Source organism: Methyloversatilis discipulorum (genome assembly GCF_018780585.1).
Classification (GTDB): Bacteria; Pseudomonadota; Gammaproteobacteria; order Burkholderiales; family Rhodocyclaceae; genus Methyloversatilis; species Methyloversatilis discipulorum_B.
In genome coordinates this window covers 1-25,388 of record NZ_JADMJL010000046.1, presented here as the reverse complement: position 1 = coordinate 25,388, position 25,388 = coordinate 1, and the positions used below count along the sequence as shown (strand labels likewise).

Annotated in this window: 18 protein-coding genes; 7 read left to right on the top strand and 11 right to left on the bottom strand. The window is 67.9% G+C overall.

Annotated elements, in window-relative coordinates:
* Window positions 1-2: 2 nt before the first annotated feature.
* The 5 genes from IV112_RS17970 to IV112_RS17950 all read right to left on the bottom strand — a co-directional run bounded on the left by IV112_RS17970 (window position 3) and on the right by IV112_RS17950 (window position 5,899).
* Window positions 3-956 (bottom strand): glycosyltransferase family 2 protein, encoded by a 954-nt coding sequence (locus IV112_RS17970; protein ID WP_304005810.1) that lies wholly within the window; start codon window positions 954-956, stop codon window positions 3-5.
* A 70-nt stretch (window positions 957-1,026) separates the two neighbouring features.
* A complete protein-coding gene (locus tag IV112_RS17965; protein ID WP_304005808.1) occupies window positions 1,027-2,091 on the bottom strand; it encodes a hypothetical protein in 1,065 nt (354 codons plus the stop codon).
* 5 nt (window positions 2,092-2,096) lie between these two features.
* Entirely contained in the window at window positions 2,097-3,647 is a 1,551-nt protein-coding gene (locus IV112_RS17960; RefSeq protein WP_304005807.1) for an MBOAT family O-acyltransferase, read from the bottom strand.
* Between the two features lie 6 nt (window positions 3,648-3,653).
* Window positions 3,654-4,439 (bottom strand): polysaccharide deacetylase family protein, encoded by a 786-nt coding sequence (locus IV112_RS17955; protein WP_304005805.1) that lies wholly within the window; start codon window positions 4,437-4,439, stop codon window positions 3,654-3,656.
* Window positions 4,436-5,899, bottom strand: a complete 1,464-nt coding sequence (locus IV112_RS17950; RefSeq protein WP_304005803.1) for a lipopolysaccharide biosynthesis protein — start codon at window positions 5,897-5,899, stop codon at window positions 4,436-4,438. Before IV112_RS17950 ends, IV112_RS17955 begins: the two co-directional genes overlap by 4 nt.
* A 275-nt stretch (window positions 5,900-6,174) precedes the next feature.
* Here IV112_RS17950 and IV112_RS17945 point away from each other — a divergent pair, with 275 nt between their 5' ends.
* Window positions 6,175-6,927, top strand: coding sequence for a tetratricopeptide repeat protein (locus IV112_RS17945; RefSeq protein ID WP_304005801.1), 753 nt, complete (start codon window positions 6,175-6,177; stop codon window positions 6,925-6,927).
* 6 nt (window positions 6,928-6,933) lie between these two features.
* Here the strand turns inward: IV112_RS17945 and IV112_RS17940 are convergent, their stop codons facing one another.
* From IV112_RS17940 to IV112_RS17915, 6 genes are read right to left on the bottom strand one after another with little or no spacing between them, the layout of a single operon-like run.
* Window positions 6,934-7,890, bottom strand: coding sequence for a glycosyltransferase family 2 protein (locus IV112_RS17940; protein WP_304005799.1), 957 nt, complete (start codon window positions 7,888-7,890; stop codon window positions 6,934-6,936).
* Window positions 7,887-8,729 (bottom strand): glycosyltransferase, encoded by an 843-nt coding sequence (locus IV112_RS17935; protein ID WP_304005798.1) that lies wholly within the window; start codon window positions 8,727-8,729, stop codon window positions 7,887-7,889. The genes IV112_RS17940 and IV112_RS17935 overlap by 4 nt, the downstream gene beginning before the upstream one ends.
* A 6-nt stretch (window positions 8,730-8,735) precedes the next feature.
* A complete protein-coding gene (locus tag IV112_RS17930) occupies window positions 8,736-9,380 on the bottom strand; it encodes a class I SAM-dependent methyltransferase (RefSeq protein ID WP_304005796.1) in 645 nt (214 codons plus the stop codon).
* A gap of 3 nt (window positions 9,381-9,383) precedes the next feature.
* The gene (locus IV112_RS17925) at window positions 9,384-10,811 is read right to left on the bottom strand and encodes an MBOAT family O-acyltransferase (protein ID WP_304005794.1); all 1,428 of its coding nucleotides are present in this window, start codon (window positions 10,809-10,811) and stop codon (window positions 9,384-9,386) included.
* A complete protein-coding gene (locus tag IV112_RS17920; protein ID WP_304005792.1) occupies window positions 10,808-11,788 on the bottom strand; it encodes a hypothetical protein in 981 nt (326 codons plus the stop codon). Before IV112_RS17920 ends, IV112_RS17925 begins: the two co-directional genes overlap by 4 nt.
* A complete protein-coding gene (locus IV112_RS17915) occupies window positions 11,785-15,225 on the bottom strand; it encodes a VanZ family protein (protein ID WP_304005790.1) in 3,441 nt (1,146 codons plus the stop codon). The genes IV112_RS17920 and IV112_RS17915 overlap by 4 nt, the downstream gene beginning before the upstream one ends.
* 186 nt (window positions 15,226-15,411) lie before the next feature.
* Between IV112_RS17915 and IV112_RS17910 the strand changes: the two genes are divergently transcribed.
* The 6 genes from IV112_RS17910 to IV112_RS17885 form a co-directional block, all read left to right on the top strand.
* The gene (locus IV112_RS17910) at window positions 15,412-16,584 is read left to right on the top strand and encodes a hypothetical protein (RefSeq protein WP_304005788.1); all 1,173 of its coding nucleotides are present in this window, start codon (window positions 15,412-15,414) and stop codon (window positions 16,582-16,584) included.
* Between the two features lie 300 nt (window positions 16,585-16,884).
* On the top strand, window positions 16,885-18,231 hold the full coding sequence (locus IV112_RS17905) for a TIGR03013 family XrtA/PEP-CTERM system glycosyltransferase (protein WP_081629131.1): 1,347 nt from the start codon (window positions 16,885-16,887) through the stop codon (window positions 18,229-18,231).
* A gap of 94 nt (window positions 18,232-18,325) precedes the next feature.
* Window positions 18,326-20,413, top strand: coding sequence for an XrtA/PEP-CTERM system histidine kinase PrsK (gene prsK, locus IV112_RS17900; RefSeq protein ID WP_304005785.1), 2,088 nt, complete (start codon window positions 18,326-18,328; stop codon window positions 20,411-20,413).
* A gap of 11 nt (window positions 20,414-20,424) precedes the next feature.
* The gene (prsR, locus tag IV112_RS17895; protein ID WP_019916780.1) at window positions 20,425-21,774 is read left to right on the top strand and encodes a PEP-CTERM-box response regulator transcription factor; all 1,350 of its coding nucleotides are present in this window, start codon (window positions 20,425-20,427) and stop codon (window positions 21,772-21,774) included.
* A gap of 21 nt (window positions 21,775-21,795) precedes the next feature.
* Window positions 21,796-24,585, top strand: coding sequence for an XrtA/PEP-CTERM system TPR-repeat protein PrsT (prsT, locus tag IV112_RS17890; RefSeq protein ID WP_304005782.1), 2,790 nt, complete (start codon window positions 21,796-21,798; stop codon window positions 24,583-24,585).
* A gap of 21 nt (window positions 24,586-24,606) precedes the next feature.
* On the top strand, window positions 24,607-25,388 hold a 782-nt coding region (locus tag IV112_RS17885; protein WP_304005780.1), incomplete at its 3' end, for a nucleotide sugar dehydrogenase.

The window sequence follows — 25,388 nt, the reverse complement described above, 5'->3', positions numbered from 1 at the left end:
AGTCATCCCTGTTGTTTGCCCGCCCGGTCGCCGCGCATGGCGCGCAGCAGCGCGCGATGCAGGGGCAGCGGCAGCAGCGCCGGCAGCATGTAGAGCCAGTCCTTCGGGCGGCCGTAGCCGCTGGCCATGACTGCCCTGAACAACGAGCGGGCAGTCTCCGTGTCGCCCTTCCAGTAACTGACGTAGCCGCGGTGCAGCAGCTCGCCGCTGGTCAAGGCCCGGACGCGCCGTCGGCCGAGCCGTTGCGCGATGTCCGGGTGCGCAGCGAGAAACTTGCGCTGCGCACGCAGGTGGTTGAAGGCGATGCGCGAGCGGTTCTTGGTGATCTGCTCGCCGTCGTGGAAGTGGTAGAAGGCCAGCACCTCCGGCACACGGACCAGAGGCATTACGCTGCCCAGGCGCAGCCAAAGGTCGTAATCCATGCACGAACTGAGCGCGGTGTCGAAGGCGCCGTGGCGGCGGATGGCCGCCATGCCGAGCATGGCGCCATGGATGGGCCAGCGGCAGCCGCCGAGCAGTTTCTCGATCTTGTCCGGCGTTTCGTATTCGGGCGGCACGAAGGGCTTGCTGCCCTCGCGGCCGACGCCGATGTTCTGCCAGCCGCAGTAGGCGAGCGCTTCGTCCTCGCGGCCGGCCAGCGCAGCCGACATGCGTTCGAGAAATTCCGGGCGCCAGGTGTCGTCGGAATCGAGAAAGGCCAGCAGACGGCCGCGCGCCTGCGCCAGCCCGGTATTGCGCGCCGCGGCGGCGCCGGCGTTTGCCTGTTGCAGCGGCACGATGCGCGGGTCGGCGGCGGCCAGCGCCTGCATCAGCTGCCAGGAGTCGTCGCGCGAGCCGTCGTCGACGATGATCAGTTCCCAGTCGCCGCGCGTCTGCGCCTGTACGCTGGCCACGCTCTGCGCGAGGTGGCGGGCGCCGTTGTAGCACGGCATGACGATGGAGATGGCAGGCGTCACGCCGCGTTGCTCCGCAGGACTGGAGGCGGCAGGGTTGCGGAAGGGGCGAAGGACGGTCGGACGGCGGCGGTCACGGTAGGTGGGCGGATGCGCGAAACTCTTGAGCGTCCCGGAATGCTAGCAGCGCTTGCCGATAACGGCTCTGGTATACGTCACGGCCCGCGGCGGTGACGTCGACGCCCCAGGCAGGCGCCCGGTCCGACATCAGTTGTGCCGCCATGTCCCGATTCACCGCCACCGCATAGTGCGAACCGTCGTAGGTGTTGTCGGTTCGCGCCGTCTGCTCGCCGGGCAGCGAGAAGTCGATCAGGCGCGGGAAGTGCCGGGCGGTCGCGTACAGCGCGTCGAGATAGCCGTCGAGCAGGCCGTGGCGCTCCATTTCGTCGATGCGCCAGGCACTGACCGGCGGCACGTAGGCGAGTACGCGGGCGTCCGGAAAGCGCTTCGTCAGTTCGCCATACAGACGCGCGTTGGCGCTGTCGAACGGAATCGACTGGCGGCGCCGGGCGTCGTTGCGCTGCAGGCCTTCCGCGCTGCGGAAGCGCGCCGGGTCGAAGGCGGGGGCGTCGGCGCGGATGACACAGTCGAAGTTGCGGTCGTAATAGCGCGGCGTGCCGGGCTGGGTCAGCGCCTGCCAGGACAGCGCAAGGCTGCCGGCCGACAGGTAGTCCACCAGCACGCCGGGCGGTGGGCGCAACTCACGGACGAAGTCCGGAATCGACGGCGGATCGCGCCCTTCGCGCAGGAAGTTGAAGCCATCGACGCCAACAACCACCAGTTTCGGTCGCATGCCGAGGTGGCGCAGGTAGTCGGCGTAGGCGACGAATTCCTCGATCTGCCCGCTGGCGAAGGACAGGTTGAAGCAGCGGTGCGGCGCGAAGGCGTCACCCGGCATCAGCGTGCCGCGCGAACTGCCGAAGATCACGCAGTCGTAATCGGCCATCCGGCGCTGCAGCAGGTTGATCTTGGACAGGCGCTCGTTGAAGTGCGGATTGACGCCGCTGAAGCGGTTGCCGCCGAAATGCCACAGCGGATCGACCACTGCGTTGACCGCGAAAGCGATGGCGCAGACCGCCGCCGCACTGAGTGCCGTCAGGGCCATGTAGCGGCGGAAGGAGACGACCGGTCGGCTCATGTGCGTCAGAACTGGAAGTAGAGAAACTCGCTGACGCGGTTCAGATGCAGCAGCGCGAAACCGAAGGCGCAGCCGGCGCAGATCGCCGTCAGCCGGGTCGGTCGCCAGGCCAGCCTCGACGCCTGTACGCGTTCGAGCGCGGGCTCGAAGCGCGCCATGATCTGCTGCGAATTCGGTGCCAGCCAGACGATGGCAAGCAGGCCGGCGATCCAGAGAGGCGCGCGACCGGACGGGTCGAAGGCGGTGACCGGCACCCCCTGTGTCGCGCTCAGACCGACCGCGTTCAGCGCGGCGGTGACTTGCCAGGCCAGCGGCCAGTTGGCCGGCACCTGCAATGCGGCCTGGCCGCGCATCGCGTCGATCAGCCGCCAGGCGGCGTCGAAGTCGCTGGCGCGGAAGAACACCCAGGCCAGCACCACGGCGACGAAGGTGAGCGCCGCGCCGGCGAGGCGCTCGGCGCTGCCGGCCGGGCGCACAACGACGCGCGCACGCAGCGCGCGCCAGCCATGGTTCACGCACAGATAGGCCCCGTGCAGCGCACCCCAGACGACGAAGGTCCAGCCGGCCCCGTGCCACAGGCCGCCCAGCACCATGGTGAGCAGCAGGTTGATGTAGCGGCGCAGCGGCCCGCGCCGGTTGCCGCCCAGCGCGAAGTACAGGTAATCGCGCAGGAAGCGCGACAGCGTCATGTGCCAGCGCCGCCAGAACTCGATCATGTTGGCCGCCTTGTAAGGCGAATCGAAATTCAGCGGCAGGCGCACGCCGAACATGCGCGACAGGCCGATCGCCATGTCGGAGTATCCGGAAAAGTCGAAGTAGAGCTGCAGCGTGTAGGCCAGTGCACCACACCAGGCCTCGATGATGCCGGGCTGCACGCCATTGCCAGCGGCCGAGAACACAGGAGCGACGAAGACCGCGACGCCGTCGGCCAGCACCACCTTCTTGAACAGCCCGATGACGAACATCGTGCCGCCGACGGCGACGTTCTCCCAGCTGAAGCGGTAGGTCGCCGCGGCGGCGAACTGCGGCATCATTTCCTTGTGATGCAGCACCGGCCCGGCGATCAGGTGCGGGAACCAGGTCACGAACAGGCCGTAGTGGATCGGGTTGCGTTCCTTCACTTCGCCGCGGAAGGCGTCGACCAGGAAGGCGATCTGAGTGAAGGTGAAGAAGGACACGCCCAGCGGCAGCACGATGTGTTCGAGCTGCCAGCCGAAGTCGCCGACCGCGTTCGCGCTGTTCACGACGAAGTTCGCGTACTTGAACCAGCCCAGCAGCGCCAGGTCGGCGACGATGCCCAGCCACAGCAGACGCTTTGCGCGTGCCAACGCGCCGGCCGCGTGCGCCGACGAAATCGCTGAACCGACCGTGAAATTGAAGGCGATCGAGGCGAGCAGCAGCAGGACGTGTATCGGCTCCCACCAGCCGTAGAAGGCGAGCGAGGCGATGAACAGCCAGCCCGCGGCGATGCGGCGGTTTGCGCGTGCAAGCAGGAAGAAATCGGAGAAGCTCAACGGCAGGAACACAAGCAGGAATTCCCACGCGTTGAACAGCATCCCGGCTCAGCCTTTTCTATGCAGAAGCCGGCGCATCGTCGCCGGCCAGCCTACGTCGTTGGCGCCGGCCGCCAGCTTGCGCATGAAGCTGCCGCTGTTGTCCGAGTTGTACAGCGTCAGGCGGCGCAGGCTGTAGGGGTCGCCGTCGCGCAGCGCCCAGCCGGTGCGCGTGGTGCAGGCGCCGGCATAACCCGCGTCGCGTACGGCCGCGGCACAGCGTGCGTCCCAGGCGCCGTAGGGGTAGGCGAAGCTGCGCACCTGCGCGCCGGTGATGTCTTCCAGCGCTGCGCGTGAATTGCGCAACTCGTTCGCCAATGCGTCGTCGTCGAGCGCCGGCAGGCGGACGTGATTCACCGTGTGCGAGCCGATCTCGATGCCCGATTCCGCGAGAGCACGCAATTGCGCGCGGTCGAGCAGCGTCAGCGGAGGGCGGTTCGTCGAGCTCCAGCCTGGCGCTTCACCGATCGAACCGGTCACGATGAAGCAGGTGGCACGCATCTGCCGTTCGCGCAGCAGATCGAAGGCGGCCAGATTGTCCGCATAGCCGTCGTCGAAGGTGATGACGGCGACCCGGCCCTGCCAGCGCAATGGCTCGGCCAGCAGTTCGCCCATGGTCGGCGTCGCCCAGCCACCTGCCTGCAGGATGTCCATCTGCGCGCGGAACTGCTGCATCGACACCGCCCACGGCCAGTCCGGCCGGCCGCTTCCCGCAGCCACCGAGTGGTACATCAGCATGACGGGGCCGTGCCCGCCGGCCCGGCGCAGCAGCAGGCGCGAGACCGGATCGCTCATTTGCGCGGCTCCGCACGCAGGAAGGGGATCTTCGCCTTCCATTTCTGCCGCTCGCCGGCAAGCGCTCCGATCGGCAGGAAGAGAAAGCACAAGCCGTAGACGGCCGCGCTGCAGCCGCCGACGACGATCAGGTGCAGCAGTTCCGGCAGATTGCGCGCGTAGTGCTCGAGCGGCAGTGCAACGGCGACCATCAGGACGGCCAGCAGCAGCGCCGGCGTCAGCGCGCCGAACAGTTCGCGCCAGCGGGTGCCGAGGCAGCGCGAAGCCAGCCAGTACATATGCGTGGCGTTATAGACGGCGACCGCGATCAGCGCCGCCGCGACGCCGTTCAGTCCGTACTCGAGGCCAGCCAGCGTGGCGCCGCCGGTCAGCAGCAGCAGCGCGATCTGCACCTTCAGTTCGCGGTGCAGCCAGTTGCGTGCGGCCAGTACCGCCCCGCACAGGTTGGCGATCATCAGGAAGGGGCTGGCGATGGCCAGCAGCGACAGCGGCCCGGCGGCTTCGATCCAGCGCGCGCCGTACAGCACGTTCATCATCGGCGCCGACAGCAGGTGCAGCAGCACATAGAACGGCGCCGCGTACACGGCGACCAGCCGGATGCTGTGCAGGAACATGTGACGCGACTTCGCGTCGTCGTGCTGCTCCCGCGCCAGAGCGCGGAACAGCACCTGATAGACCGAGCCGACGATGAACATATTGGGCATGCGCACCAGGCTGTCGGACTTGTTGAACAGACCGACCGCGCTCATGCCGAGCGTGCGGCCGAGCACGAAGTTCGACGCCTGGTTGCGCAGATACACGACGATGTCGTTCACCGACACCAGAAAACCGTAGCGCGCCAGTTCTCGACCGCGTGCGAACTCGAAGCTCAGGCCGGGCCGCCAGCGCGCAATGAATGCCAGGGCGGTGGCATTGGCGATCGATCCCGCCATGCCGCCGAGCACCAGGCTCCACACGCTCCAGCCGGCAAAGGCCAGCCCGATGCTGGTGCCACTGGCCACGAACAGCGTGATGACGCGGGCGACGGTCTGCGCCTTGAAGCGCATTTCCCGGTGCAGGATGCTGTTCGGCAGATTGACCAGCGGTCGCGTGATGAAGGTGAGCGCCGACACGCGCAGCAGCTGCTCGTACAGCGGCGTGTCGTACCAGCGGGCGAACCATGGGGCGGCGCAGAAGAACACCGCGTAGATGGCGATACCGATCAGCAGCTGCAGCGTGAACACCACGTCGTAGTCGTGCTTCGTGGCCTCCTTGGCGCGCACCAGCGCCTGACCCATGCCGCCGCCGGAGACGAAGCCGGCCAGACCGGTAAACACCTGTATCGTCACCAGCATGCCGAATTCGGCCGGCGCGAGCAGGCGCGCCAGCACGATGCCGAAGGCGAAGGTGAGTATCTGGATGCTGGTGTTGCCCAGGAAGAGCCAACCGACGCTGTGTCTGAAGCTGTGACTGGCGGCCATGCGGGCGAATGAAGGGGCAGGTTCCGGAAGATCCGCCTCTGCGGCGGGAGTGATCGCGAAAGTATCGCATCAGACAGGGCCGATGCCTTGCACACCCTGTCACGCCGTGGCGCAGGCCAGCGTTGCCGGTCTGAAGCCAAGCGTTAGCTGCGTCGCTGTTCGCGGGACGCTTCGCGTGCTCTACTGTTCGACCTTCTGACCCACCGGAGAGACCTTGCATGCTTTCGTCGATCCTGCGATCCCCATCCTCCCGCAGCAGGCACCTCCTCGTCTGCATGCTCCCGCTGTTCGTGTTCGCTGCAGATGTCTCAGCGCGCAGAAATGAGACCACCAACTGGACGGAGCAGGACTTTGCGCTGTATCCGCCGTTCTGTCGCGCACGCATCGAACGCGAGCCGAAGGAACTTGTGGATTACTGGACGCAGCGACTGGGCCCCAAGAACTACCTGCACATCCACCACTTCTGTTTCGGGCTGAAGGCGCTGAATCTGGCTTACGCGAATCTGAACAACAAGCAGCAGCGCGAGTTCATGGCCAATGCGGTGGTCGGCAACTTCAACTACATCATCGACAGCACGGAAAGAACCTTCTATCTGCGACCGGACGCCTACGTGAATCTCGGCCGCGGCCACCAGCTCCGCGGGGAGTACGACATTGCACGGCAGAAGTTCTACGAGGCGCTCAAGCTCAATCCCAAGCTGGTCGACGCCTGGGTCGCGATGAGCGACATGTACTACCAGGCGGGCAAGAAGTCGGATGCGCTGTCGGTGCTCATGCAGGCGAGTGAGTACTGCGGCGAGAACAAGAAGATAGACCTGCGCATCGCCGAGATGCGTGCCGCGGGAATCAAGCCGGCGGCGATCGAGGTGGTGCCCGTTCCCAAGCCCAAGCCGGCGGAAGCGCCGCCGGCCGCAGAGGGCGCAGCGGCTCCGGAAGCGGCGCCGGCCGCCGAGTCGGCGTCCGCAGCGGAGCCGGGCGCGACGACGACTGCTCCCGCGGCTGAGCCGGCGCCTGCAGCAGCCGAGTAAGCGTTCTCAGTCGGCGCGCAGCCGCCTGAGCAGCAGCGCCAGATGGCCTGCCCGCGGTGCCAGGCGCAGCGAACGGAGGAAATCTCGCCAGAATCCGGGCGCGGCACCCTGCGTCGCCCAGCAGCGGTCGAACAGGGCGTTGCCCAGCGCACGCCCGAGCAGCCGGCGATGTTCGGCTTGCAACACCGGCTGCAGCCGCTCGAACAGCGCGCGTTTCATTTCCACGTCGTGCTCGTGCATGCGGCTGGCCAGCGCGGCCTGTGAGAAATAGCTCTGACCGTCACGCCGCCACTGGTAGAGCGGCCGATCGACCAGCACGCAGCGCAGCCCACGTGCTGCCGCCTCGAGCGCCCAGGCCGATTCGGGCCAGTGGTCGTTGCACATTGGGCTGACCGCATCCAGGGCGGTGCGCCGGAAAACCGGATGCTGGAATGCAGCCGGCACGCCGAGCAGCAGCGCCGCAAACAAGCGACCATCGAAGGTGATGACGCATTCGTCGTCTCCGGCGCGGGCGCTCGCGAGGCGCAGCGTTCGTCGTGTCGCGCTCCGCTGTCGCAGATTGACGTCTTCTGCCTCGTCGCCGAACGCGTCTACGCCGATAAAGGCCACGTCGGCGTTGCGCAGCGCCTGTGTGGCGGCGGACAGGGCTTCCGGCGCCAGCCTGTCGTCGTCGTCCAGCTGGGCGATCAGTTCTCCGCGGGCAGCGGCGAAGCCGCTGTTGCGCGCAGCAGCGACGCCGCGCGGCTGGTCGTGGCGGACCAGACGCAGCCGCCCGTTGACGACGGCTTCCAGCGCAGAGGCATCGATCGGCGGTGTCGAGCCGTCGTCGACCACCACCACCTCCCAGTCAGTGCAGGTCTGCGCGGCGATCGAGGCGAGCGCTTCGCACAGCAGCGCGGGCCGGTTGTGCGTCGGCACCACCACCGACACGCGCGGTGCCGTGCTGTCCGTGATCGCGCTCATGTCCGCCAGGCCGCGACACGATGGCGCAGCGCCTGCCGCCACTCGCCACGCTGTCGCGCCAGCATCGCGGTGCCGATGTAGGCGTCGCGCAGGGCACGCCGGGCGGCCGGCAGTGCCCCGGTCATGTCTGCTGCGCGCAGATGGGCGCACAGTTCCTGCAGCGCCTGGATGTCGCCGCGCGCCTGCTCGTAGCGGTCGCCCGAGGTGTTGTTGGCGTGCTGGCGGTAGCTCACCAGCGTTTCCGCCTGATAGAGGATGGGGGCGTGTGCGGCCGTGCGCAGCCACAGGCTGTAGTCGTCGGCCCAGAAGCCGCGCTGTGGCAGGAAGCCGCCGGCCGCCTCGTAGGCGCTGCGGCGGACCATCACCAGCGAGGCACTGAGAATGAAGTTGCCGCGCAGCAGCCCGTCGAGGATGCGGCCGCTGCCGCGCAGGCCGTAGCCCGAGCCGGTGGCGGCCAGCAGCTTGCCGTCGGCGTCGATGCGCCGGTGATCGCAGTAGGTGGCGCCGGCTTCCGGAAAGCGCTGCATCAGGTCGACCTGGCGCGCCAGCTTGTCGACGTCCCACACGTCGTCCTGGTCGATGAAGGCGATCAGTTCGCCGCCGGCAGCGTTGGCGCCGGTGCGACGTGCGTGCGCCTGGCCGTGATTGGTCTGCGACACGAGCGTGATCCGGTCGCCGTAGCGCTGCAGCAGCGCAGCGCTGCCATCGGTCGAGCCGTCATCGACGACGACGACGCGCGCAGGCGGCAAAGTCTGGGCGAGCACCGAATCGAGGGCTTCGGCCAGATGTGCTGCGCCGTTGAACACCGGCATGACGACGCTGATCGACGGCGCAGCCATGGTGGCTCAGCGTTGCGGTCGCGCCACGAAGGCGAACTGCTGCGGCTTGAATTCGGCCAGCCAGCGATCGAACAGGCGGAAGGCGAGGCGGCGCAGCGGTGACGGCGACCACCACGATTCGTTGATGCCTTCGACCGCGTCGATCCGGTAGCCGCAGTCCTCGATCATGCGCAGCGCGCTCTTGCGGGTGAAAAAGCGCAGGTGGGTGCGGTCGCGCACGCCGCGGCCTTCGTAGCGGAAGTCGCGTTCGAGCAGCATGTGCGCGACGTTATCGACGTGCAGCAGATTGGGCAACGAAATGATGACGACGCCGTCCGGCGCCAGCCAGCGCTGCGCCAGTTCCAGCGTCTGCCACGGCGCTTCCATGTGCTCGAGCACGTCGTTGAACACGATGGCGTCGAAGTGGGCGTCCGGCAGCGCGCAGCCGGCCGCCATCGGCTCGACGAGCACACGGTCGAGCCGGGTCGCTGCCAGCGCCGCGGCGTCGGCGGCCGGCTCGATGCCCCATACCTCGATGTCGCGCACCTGTTTCAGCGCGTGGCCGAAGGCGCCGGTGTGGCAGCCGACGTCGAGCAGCCGGCGCGCGCCGGCGGGCACGAAGCGCTGCATTTCGCTGCGCGGGGAATCGGGGTAGCGCTGGATGTCGCTCACGGATCAGAAGTCGAAATAGATGAAACGCTGCGTACTGCCGCCGAAAATTACCACACACAGTATCGCGGCCGCATAGACGCCACCGCGCAGCAGCGGGGTCACCCGCGACCAGCGGTCGAGGCCGCTGGCGCAGGCGCTGACGATGCGCGACTCCAGCAGCACCAGCACGCAGGTGAGCGCGGTCAGCAGCCAGACATAGCTGCGCACCACCGGCGGACTGGCGTCGCTGCCGGCCAGCCCGGCCATGCGCGCGCAGATGTCGAAGGCTTGTGTGGTCGATGCGGCGCGGAAGAACACCCAGGTGACCCAGACCACGGCCATGCTGCAGCCCCAGGCGAGCACGGCGTAGGCGATCTGCCCGGCCGGCGCCCGCGGCTTCGGCAGCCAGGGCTGGACGACGCGGTGCGCCACCAGCCAGGCGCCGTGCAGGAAACCCCAGATCACGAAGGTCCAGGCGGCACCGTGCCACAGGCCGCCGAGCACCATGGTGATCATCAGGTTGGCCAGCGTGCGTGCGTAGCCGGCGCGGTTGCCGCCGAGCGACACATAGAGGTAGTCGCGCAGCCAGCGCGACAGCGTGATGTGCCAGCGCTGCCAGAATTCCTGCGGGCTGCGGCTGATGTAGGGGTAGCGGAAATTGCGCGGCAGATCGACGCCGAAGCCGCGCGCCAGACCGATCGCCATTTCGCTGTAGCCGGAGAAGTCGAAGTAGATCTGCAGCGCGAAGGCGGTCACCGCCAGCCAGGCGGTAGCGGTATCCAGCCGCGATGGATCGGCCCACAGTTCGTCGGCGAGGCCGGCGAAGTTGTCGGCAAATAGGATCTTCTTGATCAGCCCGCCCATGAAGATGAGCGCACCGACCTTGAGGTCACGCGCCTGCAGCGGCCCGAGGCGCTCCAGCTGCTCGACCAGTTCGGAGGCGCGCAGGATGGGACCGGCCACCATGTGCGGGAAGAAGCTGATGTAAAGCCACCACGAGCGGAAGGAAATGCGCGTGGTCCATTCGCCGCGGTACACGTCGATCATCACCGACAGCATGTGGAAGGTATAGAAGCTGATGCCCAGCGGCAGCGCCCAGTGCGTCCAGCCGCTGTCCAGCCCGGTGTCGGCGTGGCCGGCGAAGGTGGCGACGGCGATCGCCGTGTCGATCAGCATGCCCAGGTACTTGATGCCGCCGAGCAGCGCCAGATTGAGCACCAGCGCGATCACCAGCGTGCGCTTGCTGCGCGTGCGCGACAGCGCGCTGTAGAACAGGTAGTTGATGCTGACCGACAGTACCAGCAGGATGAGGTAGGCCGGCTTCCACGAGGCATAGAAGATGAGGCTGCCGGCCAGCAGCACGACCGCGCGTTGCGGCTGCGTGCGGCACAGGCCGTAGATCGCCAGCAGCGCAGCGAGGAAGACGAAGAAGACGGGTTGGCTGAAGATCATCGTGCAGCGTCCTTGCGCCAGGCTTGGCCCAGAGCGGCGCTGTACAGCCGGGCGCCGCCGTCGTTCAGGTGACCGGGGTCGGCGAAGTGGTCGGGTTCGAGTGCGGGTACATCGACCTGGAGCCAGCGCGCGCCGAGCGCTTCCAGCGCCGGTGTGACGCTGGCGTAGGGGCCGGCTGCGGCGCCGGGGCCGAAGGCCGATTCGCGGCCGAACAGCGGCGTGGCGATCAGGTGTACGCGCACGCCTGCCTTGACCAGGCGATCGACCAGCCTGTGCATCGCATCGACCATGCGCGGATCGGGTGGCGCACGCGTGCCCGCCTCCTGCGCCATCAGCTGTTCGCGGTTCTGGAAGCGGCCCTTGAAGCCGGCGCGGTAACCCATGGTCTGCGCGGCGCTGCCGCCCACCGGTTCGACTTCGCCGACCGTCGCCTCGGCGAAACGCAGCAGTTTGTCCGGTTCGCGCAGTTGCCGCAGATTGCCGCTGTAATACCAGGTGCGCAGCAGCGAGCCGAACAGTTCGGCATGGAAGCCACCGTCGAGCAGTGCTTCGCGCTCGGCGAGAAAGCCGTAGTAGCCGAGCGAGTCCTCGTGCTGGAACAGCGTTTCGTCCAGCGTGATCAGTACGTCACTGGGTCGGGCGCCGGCTTCGAGCAGGCGGTCGGCCACGCCGTGCAGCACCAGTGCGTTGGCCCCCGGCATGCCGAGGTTGAAGGCGCGCACACCGCTCGGCGATCCGGCCGCGGCGAGCAGGGCGTCGGGCGCGATGCCGTTGTCGGCGCGGCTGTTGCCGAGCACCAGCAGCGACGGCCGGGCGTGCTCGACAAAATCGATCTTGTCGGTGGCGCGACCGACCGCGAACACGGCGCGGTAGCGTTGCAGTACCGCGTCGCTGTGCAGCGCCAGTTCGAAGCAGGCCAGCAGGGCCAGTGCAATCCATGCCGCCGGACCGAGCGCGGCCGTCCATCCTCTGTTCATCGGGATACCCAGGCGCGAAGTTGATCTATCCATCCAGCGGCCGGCGCGCGCGTGCCTTCGCCCTCGACGGTGAGTGTGCGGCGGCTGCCGTCAGTCAGCGTGACGGTCGCCTCGACCGCCAGTCGGTCGTGCGGGTAACGCAGCGCCAGCCGGCGGCCGGGCAGCGTGATGTCGGCGACGATGCCGTCCGGCTGTTCGACCACCGTGGCGTCCATCGGCGGCAGTGCGCCCAGACCCGGGCGCAGCACGACCAGGAAGCGGTCTTCGAGTGCCGGCGCGGCGGGCGAGATTTCCAGCCGCCAGGCGCCCGGTTCGAGGTCGGACGGGCCGCGCGCGATATTGGCGGCCAGCGTGCCGTTCTCGTCGAAATTGCGGCCGTCGACGAAGAACTCGAAGCCCTTGCCGCCGATCGGCACGATGCGCGCGTCGCGCGGGTAGAGCACCTCGCCCTCCAGCCGCGGCAGGCCGGCGACCTGCATCACCGGCGCGCGTTCGATCACGAAGCGCCGGCCGTCGATGCGTGGCGCCTCGGCGCTGTGCAGCAGCCAGCGCTTGGCGAATTCGGCGCGCGTCGATTCCAGCGTGTCCTGCACCACCAGCATGTCGGCCGCGCGGTCATAGACGAAGATGCGCCAGGCACGCTCGACCCGCCGCGTGCGGTGATGGAAGCTGTGGGCGCCGGTCTGCGCGCTGGTGTAGGCGGCGGTGATGTCGGCCAGCGCGATCAGCAGGCCGTCCTGCTCGACTACACGCACCATGCGTCCGGTGTGGAAGTCGTCGTACTTGCCGCGCCAGTCTTCGATATCCATCGGCGCGGCGTGCAGGTCCCAGCCGGAACCGACGCGGCGCTGGCCGCCGTCGTTGGCGATGGTGCGCGGCTTCTTGTTCTGGCGCGCCGGCATCGGCAGCGTGTCGGCCGGATCGGTCACCGTCAGCGTGTTGTGGGCGATGGTCTGGTAGTGGTAGTTCAGATGGTGGTCGGTGCCGTAGCCGCAGTAGCAGCCGCTGTCCAGGGCCAGCGGCGCGCCTTTGTAGAGCGTGAAGCTGCCCTGGTCGAGATGGCTGTGCGACCAGTAGTTGTCGCCCGCCTTGAAGCTCAGATGGGTGGCGTCGTCGCGCCAACTGCTGCGGATGAGCAGCCAGCCCAGGCCGTCAGCGTAATGGGTGAGCGGCTGTGCCTGCACGGCGACCGGCGAGTACAGCGTGGGGTCGGTGAGTGGACCCCAGGGCCAGGAGGTCGGGGCCGGCTTGCGATCGGGCTTGCCGTACAGCGTGTAGGCGGCGGCGTGGCGGTATTCGAGTGCCAGCGCCAGCGCGTCGTCCACTGCGCGGCGGCCGAAACGGCCGTCGCCGATCTTGACGCTGCTGCCGTCCGGCAGCTGGCGCATGACCAGGAAATCGAGGAAGCCGCGCAGCGCCGGCTCCTGCCGGAACAGATCCTCGCCGGTGGCCGATCGCCACATGGCCGGCACCTGGTAGATGGCCTGACCGATGCCGATGCCGACGTATTCGTTGCCTTCGTGCCAGCCGCCGTTGCGTCCGCCGATCTGTCGCCACACCGGCAGCACGCGGTTGATCCAGTAGTCGTAGGTGAAGGCCATCACCGGCGCCGCGCGCGGATCGTCGCCGTGGATGGACAGCGCGCAGGCCATCAGCGCCTGGAAGGGCGCGTTGTACAGATAGACGTTGTACGGCGACAGCGCCTCCAGGCGGATGACGCGGATCTGGTGATTGCAGGCCTCGATCACCTTGTCCTTCAGCTTCGGCATCAGATCGGGCGGTACGCGGTCGTGTAGCCAGTCGTAGACCTGGGCGATCGGCTTGGTCTGCGCGTGGCCGCGCCAGTTGGGCTTCATCCGTACGACGCGCTCGACGATGACACGCACATCCTGGGTCTCCGGCGCCAGCACCGCCGCCTCTATCGCTGCGCTCAGATCGCCGCTGCCGCCCTTTGCGCGCTTGACGAGCTGAGCGATGTAGTCCGGATTGTCGGCGCGCAGGCGGGCGATATCGCCGAACGACGGGTAGGGCAGGCGCGGATGCGCGTGACGGAAGCCGGGCAGGGCGGGCACCTGCAGTTCCTCGGGCAGCGGCAGCGTCGGTTTGCTGCGCGCGGAGGCGAGTACGGTCGGCGGCGGCGTGCGTGCGAGCGACCACACCGCGCTGGCGCTGCTCAGCAGCAGTGCGGCGACCAGCGTGAACGCCAGTCGCGGGCGCACCGGTGAGCGCGGCCGCGGCGCTTCACCGGCAGCCGGCGCCAGATGCCGGACCGTCAGCACCGCGCCGGCCAGCGCCATCGCCACCGTGGTGATGTCGGGCGTGCGGCCGGGCACGTACTGCTGCATCCATTCCAGCCCTAAGGCAAGGCCGCCGCAGGTGAGCACGATGCCTGCGGCGGCGCCGCGTCCGCCGCCGGACAGTCGGTGCAGCGCCGCGGCCAGCGCGACATAGGGCCAGAAGGTGTCGATCAGCACACTCAGCCCCTGCATCGGGTTGTTCAGGTGGGCGACGAAGGGCGTCCAGTTCAGCTGCCGCAAGGCGCCGGGCTCCGGTGTCAGTTCGACGATGGACAGCGCCAGCACCATGGCCAGCGCCGCCAGCGCCGGGCGCGCCGGTTTGAGACGGCGCGGCAGTGCCAGCCCGCACAGCAGGCCGGCCGCCGCGCCGGCCAGCGCTTCGGCCGAAAGCTGGCGACTGATCACCGCCACCTTGAGCAGCAGCACTGCCAGCACGAACAGCCACAGAAAGCGCGTCAGCGACGCCGAGCGCTGGCGGGCGTCGCGCGCCAGCAGCGCGAGGGCGAACAGTGCCAGCGCGTAGCCGGCCATGCGCGCGAAATCGAAGCTGGCCGGATCGCCCAGCGTGGCTGCCAGCGGTGCGAGGCCGTTGCGCAGAGTGCCGAGGTCGAGCGAGGGCACGAAGGGCGACAGCTGCGACAGGGCCCAGCCGGCAATGGACGCGAGGGCCAGATCGGCGTCGCGCGTCGGCTGGAAGCTGCGCGCGCGCCAGGCCTGCAGGCGCGCAACCAGGCGCCAGCGCGGCGTCAGCAGTGCGGCGATCGTGGCGCCGACCAGCCCGCCGGCGGTGTTCAGGATGAAGTCGGCCAGCGAGGGCACCCGCTGCGGCAGATGCGCCTGCGCAGCTTCGACCCCGAAACTGAGGGCGGCGGCGAAGGCCGTCGCCAGCGCGATCGACAGCAACGCCGGCCAGCTTCGCGTCAGCCAGCGCAGTCCGATGCCCAGCGGTATGTATATGAGGGCATTGACGACCAGATCGGGCGCCGACAGCGCCTTCGTGTTCCACACGCCGAGAAAGGCCAGCGCGTCGGCGGTCGGTCGCCAGCCGGTGAACGGGTAGAGGCTGCCCCACAGGATCAGCGCGGTATAGACGACGCATGCCGCGAGGACGTTCCGGGTGTGGCGCGCTTCGAAGGGCATGGACGGAGGCGAGGGGGCTGGCTGACGGAGGACGTGCGCGGCGATTATCCGGACCGGCACCGGCGGCCGATAGGGGGTGGCGGCGGCTTGTCGCTGCCGGAAGTGCCATCAGTCACGATCGGCGGCGGGCCGGAACGGGAGTCGGCGACCGGTCTGTGCGAAAGTGCGCACCCGGAGGAGGGGACGATGTACGGGCTTTACGGGGCATTGTTGCTGTGGGCGCTGGCGCTTTACTGCGTCAGGCGCGATCTTGCGCGCGCCTGGGCCGAGCCCTGCCTGCGCCACCCGGTCATGGTGTTCGAAGGCGACGACTGGGGTTACGGCCCGCTGGAACAGGCCGACGCGCTGCGCGACATCGCGCGCGTGCTGTCGGCGCATGCCGATGCCCAGGGCCGTCACCCGGTGATGACGCTGGGCGTCATTCTGGCCGGCCCGGACGAGGCGCGGCCGGACGAGGCCGAGGCCTGCGTCACGCTGGACGACGCCCGGCTGGCGCCGGTGCTGGCGGAAATGCGCGCCGGCGTGGCGCGCGGCGTGTTCTCGCTGCAGCTGCACGGCATGCAGCACTATCACCCGGCGGTGCTGGACAAGGCCTGCGCGCAGGATCCGGCGCTGCAGGCGTGGCGACGCCAGCCCTTCCCGGCCACCGAAGACCTGCCGTCGCCCTTGCAGAGCCGCTGGACCGACGCCTCCAGCCTGCCGTCGCGGGCGCTGGACGGGACCGACATCGTCAGTCGCGCGACGGCCGAGGTATCGACTTTCGCCCGCATCTTCGGCGTGATGCCGGCGGTGGCGGTGCCGCCGACCTTCGTCTGGAACGATGCAGTCGAGACCGCCTGGGCGGCGGCCGGCGTGCGCGCGCTGGTCACGCCGGGCGAGCGCTACGAGCGGCGCGGCGCCGACGGCCTGCCGCTCGATAGCGGCCGGCTCTACCGGAACGGCCAGCGCTGTGCTTCCGGGCTGACGGCGCTGGTGCGCGACGATTATTACGAACCGGTGCGCGGCCACCGTGCCGGCCGCGGGCTGGAGGCGCTGGCGCGCAAGTGGGCGCAGCGACGCCCGCTGCTGCTGGAAACGCACCGCTCGAACTTCGTCGGTCGGCAGGCCCGGCACCAGGACAGTCTGGCGGCGATTGACAGCCTGGTTGCCGAGGCCCGAAAGCGCTACCCGACGCTGTGTTTCGTGTCGGTAGAGGCGCTGGCCGACGCCTACGCGACCGGCGGATTGGCGCTGCTCGACCACGGCCTGCCGGCCCGGCTCCGGGCCCTGCCGTCGCGTCTGCTCACCACGGGGCGCCGGCGCAAGGTCCTGCTGTTGCTCTGTGTCCTGACGGTGTTTGCGGTCGCGCTGACGGTCTGAAGCCGCCGCCGGGCGCCGGAATGCGCTTTTCCATTGTGGAAATTTGTGTCTCCCGGCCGCGCCGGTAGCCCTGAAACGGCGTCGCAACGTGCGTTAGTTATCACCGCCCCTGTGCGCCGCGGCTTCTTGTGACCAGATTCACGCGTGATCCCCGGTTCAGCCCATATCGTTCGCGCTCAACAAGCCGGCGCCCCCGCGTCGGGACAATATTTGCGGCTGGTCCGAAGCATCGTCCGGGCGGCCGAAAAGGGGTTGATTGTGGTCAGACTGTTCAGTCACTACGTACCTTCCGTCACGCTCATGAGACTTATCGCCGAGGCGATCGTGCTGTTGATCGCCGGTTTCGGCGCCGCCTGGATCAGCGCGCCCGCCAGCATGGAATCGTTGCTGCCCGCACTGCTGCCGGCTTCGGTGTTCGCCATCCTGATGACGCTGCTGATGAGCGCGCTGGGCCTGTACCAGCGGGAACAGCCGCGCAACCTGTCGGAACTGGTCGGGCGCGTGCTGTTCGCCTTCCTGCTCGGCCTGCCGGTTGCCTACATGGTGTTCCGCCTGCTGCCGCAGGGCAGCGTCGCGATGCCGGCACTCGATGTGTCGCTGTGCATGGGTTTCGGCGGCATCCTGCTGCTGCGCGCGGCGTCCTTCCTGCAGGCCGACGGCGCCGGCATGTTCACGCGGCGCATCCTGGTCGTCGGTACCGGCGCCGAAGCGGCTTCCGTCTGGGCCAGCGTATCGACCTCGGCCAGCGCCACACACACCATCGTCGGTTTCGTGCCGGTCGGTGCCGAAGAGGCGGTCGAAGTGCCGGCCACGCTGGTGATGCCGGAAGGCAGCTGCGTGATGCAGCTGGCGCGCGATCACCGCGCCAACGAAATCGTCGTGGCAGTGCGCGAGCGCCGCGGTGGCGTGTTGCCGCTGCGCGAACTGCTGGACTGCAAGCTGGCGGGCGTCACGGTGAATGACCTGTCGAGCTTCTTCGAGCGCATGCGCGGCCAGGTCCGTCTGGACACGCTGCGTGCCAGCTGGCTCATCTACGGCGACGGCTTCCGCCAGGGCTTTGCCCGCAGCGCGGTCAAGCGCGTGTTCGACATCGTCGCCGCCAGCGTGCTGCTGGTCGTGACCGCGCCCATCATGCTGCTGGCGGCCATCGCCATCGCGATCGAATCCGGCTTCCCGGTCATCTACCGCCAGGAGCGGGTCGGTCAGGGCGGCCGTACCTTCAAGGTGCTCAAGTTCCGCAGCATGCGTCTGGACGCCGAAGCCGACGGCAAGCCGCGCTGGGCCGGCAGCAACGACGACCGCATCACCCGCGTCGGCCATTTCATCCGCAAGACCCGCATCGACGAACTGCCGCAGATCTTCAACGTGCTGCATGGCGACATGAGTTTCGTCGGCCCGCGCCCGGAGCGTCCCTTCTTCGTCGATCAGCTGACTGACCAGATCCCGTTCTACGCCGCCCGTCACAGCGTCAAGCCGGGCATCACCGGCTGGGCCCAGGTGCGCTACAGCTACGGCGCTTCGGTCGACGACGCGGTGCAGAAGCTGCAGTACGACCTCTACTACGTGAAGAATCACACCCTCTTCCTCGACATCCTGGTGCTGCTGCAGACCGTGCGTGTCGTGCTGACCGGCGACGGCGCCCGCTGATCGTCGCCCCCGTGACCCGCCGGCCGCGCGCTGCGCGCCCGGCGGGTCACGGGCACAATGCGGTTCATTGCAACACTTCTGACGCCGCGTCCTGATGGATTCCCTTCCCGCCGCCTTTGCGCTTTACGCATACGCTGCGGCCGCGCTCGGATTCGCCGCCTTCTGCCTGCAGCTCTTCATGAGCGCCAGCCGGTCTCCGCGCGCCCGCCTGCTCGGATGGTGCATGGTGAGCGGCGCCCTGTGGTGTGCCGCCATGACGGGCTTCGTGTGGCGACCCCATCCGCTGTGGTGGACGCTGGCGCACGCGGCCGACGCGTTCCACTATCTGCTTTTCCTGTTCTTTCTTGCCGCCTGCGTGGTCGACCCGGATGGACGCCAGCCCTTGCGCGGACTGGTGCGCCGGCCTTCGTGGCTGATACGGCTGGCCCTGATCACGGTCCTGCCCTGTGCGCTGGCCTATGCCGTGCTGTCCTGGGTGTTGCCGCGCGACGCGGGCGCGCTGGTCTGGCTGATGGGATGTGGCCTGGGGTTGAGCCTGCTGGGCGCGGTGATGACCGAGCAGTTCTACCGCAACACGCCGCAGCAGTGGCGCTGGGGCGTCAAGCCGATGACGCTGGGTCTCGGCTTCACGCTGGTGTTCGACCTGTATTTCTTCTCCGAAGCGCTGATGTTCCGCGAGCTGGACCCGACCCTGTGGGCAGTGCGCGGTCTGGTGCACGCCATCGCCATCCCGCTGTTCGCCGCGTCGTCGGCGCGCATCCGCGAGTGGTCGATCCGGCTCAATGTGTCGCGCGAAGCGGTATTCCATACCTCGGCGCTGGTGATCACCGGCGCGGCGCTGCTCATCATCGCGCTGGCCGGCTACTACGTCCGCTTCTTTGGTGGCGAGTGGGGCGCGGCACTGCAGACCGTGGTGCTGGCCGCCGGTGCGCTGGGGCTGGTGGCGTCGATCGCTTCGGGCAGCGTGCGCGCCTGGCTGCGCGTATTCGTGAACAAGCACTTCTTCAGCCTGCGCTATGACTACCGTGCGGAGTGGCTGAAACTGGCCGACACGCTGTACAGCGCCTCCAACGTCGACACCCTGCGCGAAGCGTCGATACGGGTGATGGCCGATCTGGTCGAAAGCCCGGGCGGCATGCTGTGGCTGCGCAACGAGCAGGGCGTGTACGCGCCGGCGGCACGACTCAACCTGCCGGCCATCGACGCGCGCGAGCCGGCCGACAGTCCGTTGATCGCGCTGCTGCTCGGTCGCATGTGGGTGGTCAATATCGAGGAGCATCGATCGCGCCCCGGCGTGTACGGCCACATGCGCCTGCCGGAATGGGTGGCGCAGATTCCCGAGGCCTGGCTGATCTGCCCGCTCGGCAGCGAGGACATGCCGCTCGGCTTCGTCGTGCTGTGCCGCCCGCGCGCCCTGGTCGACCTGAACTGGGAGGTGCGCGACCTGCTGAAGACGGCCGGCCGCCAGGTGGCTGGCGTGCTGAACCAGACGCAGGCGATGGAAGCGTTGATCGAGGCGAAGAAGTTCGAAGCCTTCTCGAAGATGAGCGCCTTCGTCGTACACGACCTGAAGAACCTCATTGCCCAGCTCACGCTGCTGCTGCGCAACGCGCAGAAGCACCGCGACAACCCGGAATTCCAGCAGGACATGCTGGACACCATCGAGCATGCGGTCGGCCGCATGAACAGCATGCTGCTGCAGCTGCGTTCCGGCACCCAGCCGATCGAGCAGGCAGCGCCGGTGTCGCTGACGCCGCTGCTCGAAAGGCTGCACCGGTCGCGCGCGCGCAGTGGCTGTGCGCTGGCGCTCGAAGTCGAGAGTGGACTGGTGATCCGCGCTCATGAAGACCGGATAGAGCGGGTTGTGGGGCATCTTGTGCAGAATGCACTGGATGCCACGCCGCAAAACGGTAAAGTCAGCATCAGGGCGCGCAGTGGGCAGGAGGGCGTCGTGGTCGAGGTCGAGGACAACGGCTGCGGCATGACCGAAGAGTTCGTGCGCGAGCGCCTGTTCAAGCCGTTCCAGTCCACCAAGGCGAACGGCATGGGCATCGGCGCCTATGAAAGTTTCCGCTACATCCAGGATCTGGGTGGACGCATCGAAGTAATCAGCGAGCCGGGGCGGGGCAGCCTGTTCCGGCTCGTGTTTCCTCAGCAGACGGCCGCGGTGGCCGTCGCCTGACCGGGAGTGACATGGCTGACAAGGGTCGTACGCTGTTGATCGTCGAGGACGATCCTGCGCTGCAGAAGCAGATGCGCTGGAGCTTCGACGATTACGAAGTGGTGCTTGCCAGTGACCGCGAATCGGCGCTGGCCCAGATACGGCGCCACGAACCGGCGGTCATCACGATGGACCTGGGTCTGCCGCCGGCGCCGGACGATGTGACCGAAGGCATGGCCCTGCTCGGCGAGATCATGGCGCTGGCACCGCAGTCCAAGGTGATCGTGCTGACCGGACAGAACGACCGCGCCAACGCCTTGCGCGCGATCGGCATGGGCGCCTACGACTTCTACGCCAAGCCCTTCGAACCCGAACTGCTCGCGCTGCTGATCGAGCGCGCCTTCCGCCTGCACGATTTGCAGGCCGAGAACACACGCCTGGCCAATCAGAACCTCGGTGTCGAAGGCCGCTTCATCACGCGCGACGCCAACATGCTTCGCGTGCTGCGCACCATCGAGAAGGTGTCGGCGACGCGCGCCACCGTGCTGCTGCTGGGCGAAAGCGGCACCGGCAAGGAGGTACTGGCGAAGACGCTGCACGACCGTTCGGAGCGTGCCGGCGAACGATTCGTCGCGATCAATTGCGCGGCCATTCCCGACAACCTGCTCGAAAGCGAACTGTTCGGCTACGAGAAAGGCGCCTTCACCGGCGCCACCAAGCAGACGCCGGGCAAGATCGAAGTGGCCAACAAGGGCACGCTTTTCCTCGACGAGATCGGCGACCTGCCGGGCCCGCTGCAGGCCAAGCTGCTGCGTTTCCTGCAGGAGCGGGTGATCGAGCGGCTGGGCGGCCGCGACGAGATTCCGATCGACGTGCGCGTGGTGTGCGCCACCCACCAGAACCTGCAGACGCTGATCGGCGAAAGCCGCTTCCGCGAGGATCTGTATTACCGCCTGGCGGAAATCGTCGTCACCATCCCGCCGCTGCGCGAGCGCGAGGGCGACGCCGCGCTGCTGGCGCATTCCTTCGTCAAGCGCTTCGCCGGCGAGCAGGGGCGCAGTTCGATGTCGCTGTCGCGCGAGGCGGTGGCGGCGATCGAGGCGCACAAGTGGCCGGGCAATGTGCGCGAGCTGGAGAACTGCATCAAGCGCGCCACCATCATGGCCGATGGCAACCAGATCATGGTGCCTGACCTGGGCCTGAAGCCGGCGGAAGAGAACGGCAGCTTCTTCAATCTGCGCCAGATCCGCGAGGAAGCCGAGCGCAAGGCCGTCGTCAGCGTGCTGGCGCGCGTCGACGGCAATATGGTCAAGGCCGCCGAAATGCTCGGCGTGAGCCGGCCGACCCTTTACGACCTGATGAATCGTTTCGGCCTGCGCTGAAACCGACCTGGAGCATCGCTCTTGAACCCCACATTCCCGACCCTCCCGCGAGTCAGCCGACTGCTCGCCATACTCCTCTGCGCATCGGCGCTGGCTGCGTGCGACCGCAGCAAGCCGCCCGAGGAGTTGCTGGCGGAGGCGCGTTCGGCGTTCGAGCGCAATGATTTGCAGACGACGGCGATCCAGCTGAAGAATCTGCTGCAGAGGGATCCTTCGAACGCCGCCGCCCGTTACGAGTTGGGACGTCTCCACATGCTGACCGGCGATGCGCCGTCGGCGGTGAAGGAACTGACCCGTGCGCTCGATGCCGGGCATCCGGCGGAACAGGTGGCCCCCCTGCTGGCGCGCGCCATGGTCGAGGCCGGCGAGAGCAAGCAGGCGATCGAACGTCTGGGCACGACCAAGCTGTCGACGCCGGCCGCCAATGCCGAGCTCAGGGCCGCGATCGGTCATGCGCAGCTCGCGGTGGGCAACAAGGACGGCGCGAAAGTGGCATTCGACGAGGTGCTCTCGGTCGATCCCAACCATCTCTATGCTGCACTGGGCAAGGCGCGCCTGCTCGGTACGCAGCGTGAATTCGCCAGTGCCCACGCGCTGCTCGACAAGGTGCTGGCTGCAGATCCGAAGAGTGCCGAGGCCTGGTTCCTCGATGCCGAGATGAGATCGGCGCAGGGGCAGTTCGAGCAGTCGATGGCGTCCTATCGCAAGGTCTACGACGTCAAGCCGAGCAACGTCACGGCGCGCTTCGTCGTCGTGTCGGCGCTGGCGAACGAAGGCAAGATCGAAGAAGCGCGCAAGGAGCTGGCGGCGCTGCGCAAGGTGTCGCCCAAGGCGCCGGAAGCCAACTATCTCGACGGCCTGCTGCTGGTGAAGGAGCGCAAGTTTGTCGAGGCGCGGGACCGTCTGAACAAGACGCTCGCTGTTGCGCCGAACTACGTGCCGGCGCTCGGACTGGCCGCGCTGACCGAATTCGAGCTGCAATCATATGCACTGGCCGAACAGCACGCCGAAAAGGTGATCGCGCACGGCGGTGACTCCCTGTTCATCCGCAAGGTGCTGGTCGGCGCCTATCTGAGGACCGGCCGGCTGGACAAGGCGAGACAGGCGCTGGCTCCGCTGCTCAAGTCCAGCCCCGGGAATCCGGAAGTGCAGGCGCTCGCCGGTCAGGTCTATCTGACGGGTGGCGACGCCAAGGGCGCCGAGGCGGCGTTCGAGATCGCCGCGAAGAAGCAGACCGAAGACGCCGACGCGCAATCACGGCTGGGCTTGAGCCGGCTGGCGGCCGGCGATCGCGAGGGTGGTATCGCGGCGCTGGAAGAGGCGGTCAGGCTGGATGCGGCGAGCGGTCGGCCGGACCTCGTGCTGATCGTTGCGCATCTGCGCAACCGCGACGCCGACCGCGCGCTGGCGGCGATCGATGCGCTGGAAAAGAAGCGCCAGATCGACCCCATCAGCATCAATCTGCGCGGCACCGCCTATCTGCTGAAGAACGACCCCGACCGCGCGCGCGCCGAGTTCAAGCGTGCGCTTGAACTCGATCCCGCATATTTCAGCGCGGCCAACAACCTCGCCCGCATGTACGTGACCGAGGACAAGATCGCCGACGCGGAAGCGGTGCTGCAGCAGTTCGTCGCCAAGTCCCCGAAGAACGCCGATGCGCTGATGGCGCTCGCCGGTCTCAAGGCACGCACGCCGGACGGCACGCCGGAGTCGCTCAAGCTGCTGCGGCAGGCCATCGACGCCCATCCGAAGCAGGTGAATCCGCGGCTTGCGCTGATCGAGCTGCACCAGCTTTCGGGCGACCGTGGCAAGGCGCTGGCGGCCGCAAACGAGGCGCTCAACGCACTGCCGGACGAACCGCGAGTGCTCGACGCGCTGGCGCTGGCGCAGGCACGGGCCGGCGAACTGGAAGCATCGGTCGCCACGCGTACCAAGCTGGTCGAGCGCGACCCGACCTCGGTCCGCGCCCAACTGAATCTGGCGGCTACCCAGGTTGCAGCGAAGCGGGACGCCGAGGCGATCCAGACGCTGCGCAAGGTGCTGGCGCTGCAGCCGGAAACGGTCGAGGCGCAGAACATGCTGATCACCATCCACCGCAGCCGGAACGCGGTCGACGAAGCGCTCCGCGTGGCGCGCGACGTCCAGCGTCAGCGGCCCAAGGCGGCGCTGGGTTACGTGATGGAAGGCGAGCTGATGATGTCCTCGTCGAAGGCGGACCAGGCAATCAAGGCGTATCGCGAGGCCTTGAGCCGTGAGCGCACGGCCACCAACGTCACCCGCCTGCACGCGGCCCTCGAACGGGACGACAAGGCGGCCGACGCGCGCGCGCTGGTCGATGGCTGGCTCAAGGACAATCCGAAGGACGTCGAGGTGCTGCTCTACCTGGGCGACGTCGCGCTGGTCCGCAAGGCGCTCGATGACGCTCGGATGCGTTACGAGGCCGCGCTCGCGCGATCGGCGAACAATGTGATCGCGCTGAACAACCTGGCCTGGATCGCCGCCCAGCAGAAGGATGCGCGGGCCCGCAGCTATGCGGAAAAGGCCTACGCACTGGCACCGCGCAACCCTGCCGTGCTCGACACCTACGGCGGCATTCTGCTCGCCGCCGGCGACGCTGATCGGGGCCTGCAGATGATGCGTCAGGCGGTCGCGGCGGCGCCGTTCGCCAACGATCTGCGCCTGAATCTGGCGCGTGGGCTTGCCGGAGCCGGGCGCAAGGGCGACGCGCGCAAGGAACTGGAGCCGCTGGTTGCGCTGGGCAGCAAGTACGAACGTGCCGCCGAGGTGGCCGATCTGATGAAAACTCTTTGAACTGAATCCGGATAGAAAACCATGACCAAAGTTGCTGTGATCGGCCTCGGCTACGTCGGCCTGCCCCTGGCTGTCGAATTCGGCAAGAAGATGCCGACCATCGGTGTGGACATGTCGGCCGCCAAGGTGGCCGCCTACCGCGAATTCGTCGATCCGACCGGCGAGGTGAGCAGCGAGGACCTGCGCGCCGCCACCCAGCTGACGGTGACCACCGACGGCGCGGCGCTGGCCGAAGCGGACTACATCATCGTTGCCGTGCCGACGCCGGTCGATGACGCGCACCAGCCGGATTTCTCGCCGCTGGTCGGCGCTTCGGAAACCTGCGGCAAGCACATGAAGCGCGGCGCCATCGTGGTGTTCGAATCGACCGTCTATCCGGGCGCCACCGAAGAGGTGTGCATTCCGGTGATCGAGAAGTTCTCCGGCATGAAGTGGCTGCAGGACTTCAACGTCGGCTATTCGCCGGAGCGCATCAACCCGGGTGACAAGGAGCGCACGGTCACCAAGATCCTGAAGGTGGTGTCGGGCGACACGCCGGATACGCTGAAGAAGGTGTCCGACCTGTACAAGGCGGTCATCACCGCTGGCGTCTATGAAGCGTCCAGCATCAAGGTGGCGGAAGCGGCCAAGGTGATCGAGAACACGCAGCGCGACCTGAACATCGCCTTCGTGAACGAACTGGCCATCATCTTCGGCAAGATCGGCATCGATACCGAAGAGGTGCTGAAGGCGGCGGGCACCAAGTGGAACTTCCTGCCCTTCCGTCCGGGCCTGGTCGGCGGCCACTGCATCGGCGTCGATCC

Excerpts from the sequence above, each read along its gene's own strand:
- IV112_RS17950 (WP_304005803.1), bottom strand. The coding sequence starts at position 5,899 with ATGGCCGCCAGTCACAGCTTCAGACACAGCGTCGGTTGGCTCTTCCTG.
- IV112_RS17905 (WP_081629131.1), top strand. The coding sequence starts at position 16,885 with ATGAGACTTATCGCCGAGGCGATCGTGCTGTTGATCGCCGGTTTCGGC.
- IV112_RS17915 (WP_304005790.1), bottom strand. The coding sequence starts at position 15,225 with ATGCCCTTCGAAGCGCGCCACACCCGGAACGTCCTCGCGGCATGCGTC.
- IV112_RS17940 (WP_304005799.1), bottom strand. The coding sequence starts at position 7,890 with ATGAGCGCGATCACGGACAGCACGGCACCGCGCGTGTCGGTGGTGGTG.
- prsK (WP_304005785.1), top strand. The coding sequence starts at position 18,326 with ATGGATTCCCTTCCCGCCGCCTTTGCGCTTTACGCATACGCTGCGGCC.
- IV112_RS17910 (WP_304005788.1), top strand. The coding sequence starts at position 15,412 with ATGTACGGGCTTTACGGGGCATTGTTGCTGTGGGCGCTGGCGCTTTAC.
- IV112_RS17920 (WP_304005792.1), bottom strand. The coding sequence starts at position 11,788 with ATGAACAGAGGATGGACGGCCGCGCTCGGTCCGGCGGCATGGATTGCA.
- IV112_RS17955 (WP_304005805.1), bottom strand. The coding sequence starts at position 4,439 with ATGAGCGATCCGGTCTCGCGCCTGCTGCTGCGCCGGGCCGGCGGGCAC.
- IV112_RS17965 (WP_304005808.1), bottom strand. The coding sequence starts at position 2,091 with ATGAGCCGACCGGTCGTCTCCTTCCGCCGCTACATGGCCCTGACGGCA.
- IV112_RS17935 (WP_304005798.1), bottom strand. The coding sequence starts at position 8,729 with ATGGCTGCGCCGTCGATCAGCGTCGTCATGCCGGTGTTCAACGGCGCA.
- prsR (WP_019916780.1), top strand. The coding sequence starts at position 20,425 with ATGGCTGACAAGGGTCGTACGCTGTTGATCGTCGAGGACGATCCTGCG.
- IV112_RS17960 (WP_304005807.1), bottom strand. The coding sequence starts at position 3,647 with ATGCTGTTCAACGCGTGGGAATTCCTGCTTGTGTTCCTGCCGTTGAGC.
- IV112_RS17945 (WP_304005801.1), top strand. The coding sequence starts at position 6,175 with ATGCTCCCGCTGTTCGTGTTCGCTGCAGATGTCTCAGCGCGCAGAAAT.
- IV112_RS17925 (WP_304005794.1), bottom strand. The coding sequence starts at position 10,811 with ATGATCTTCAGCCAACCCGTCTTCTTCGTCTTCCTCGCTGCGCTGCTG.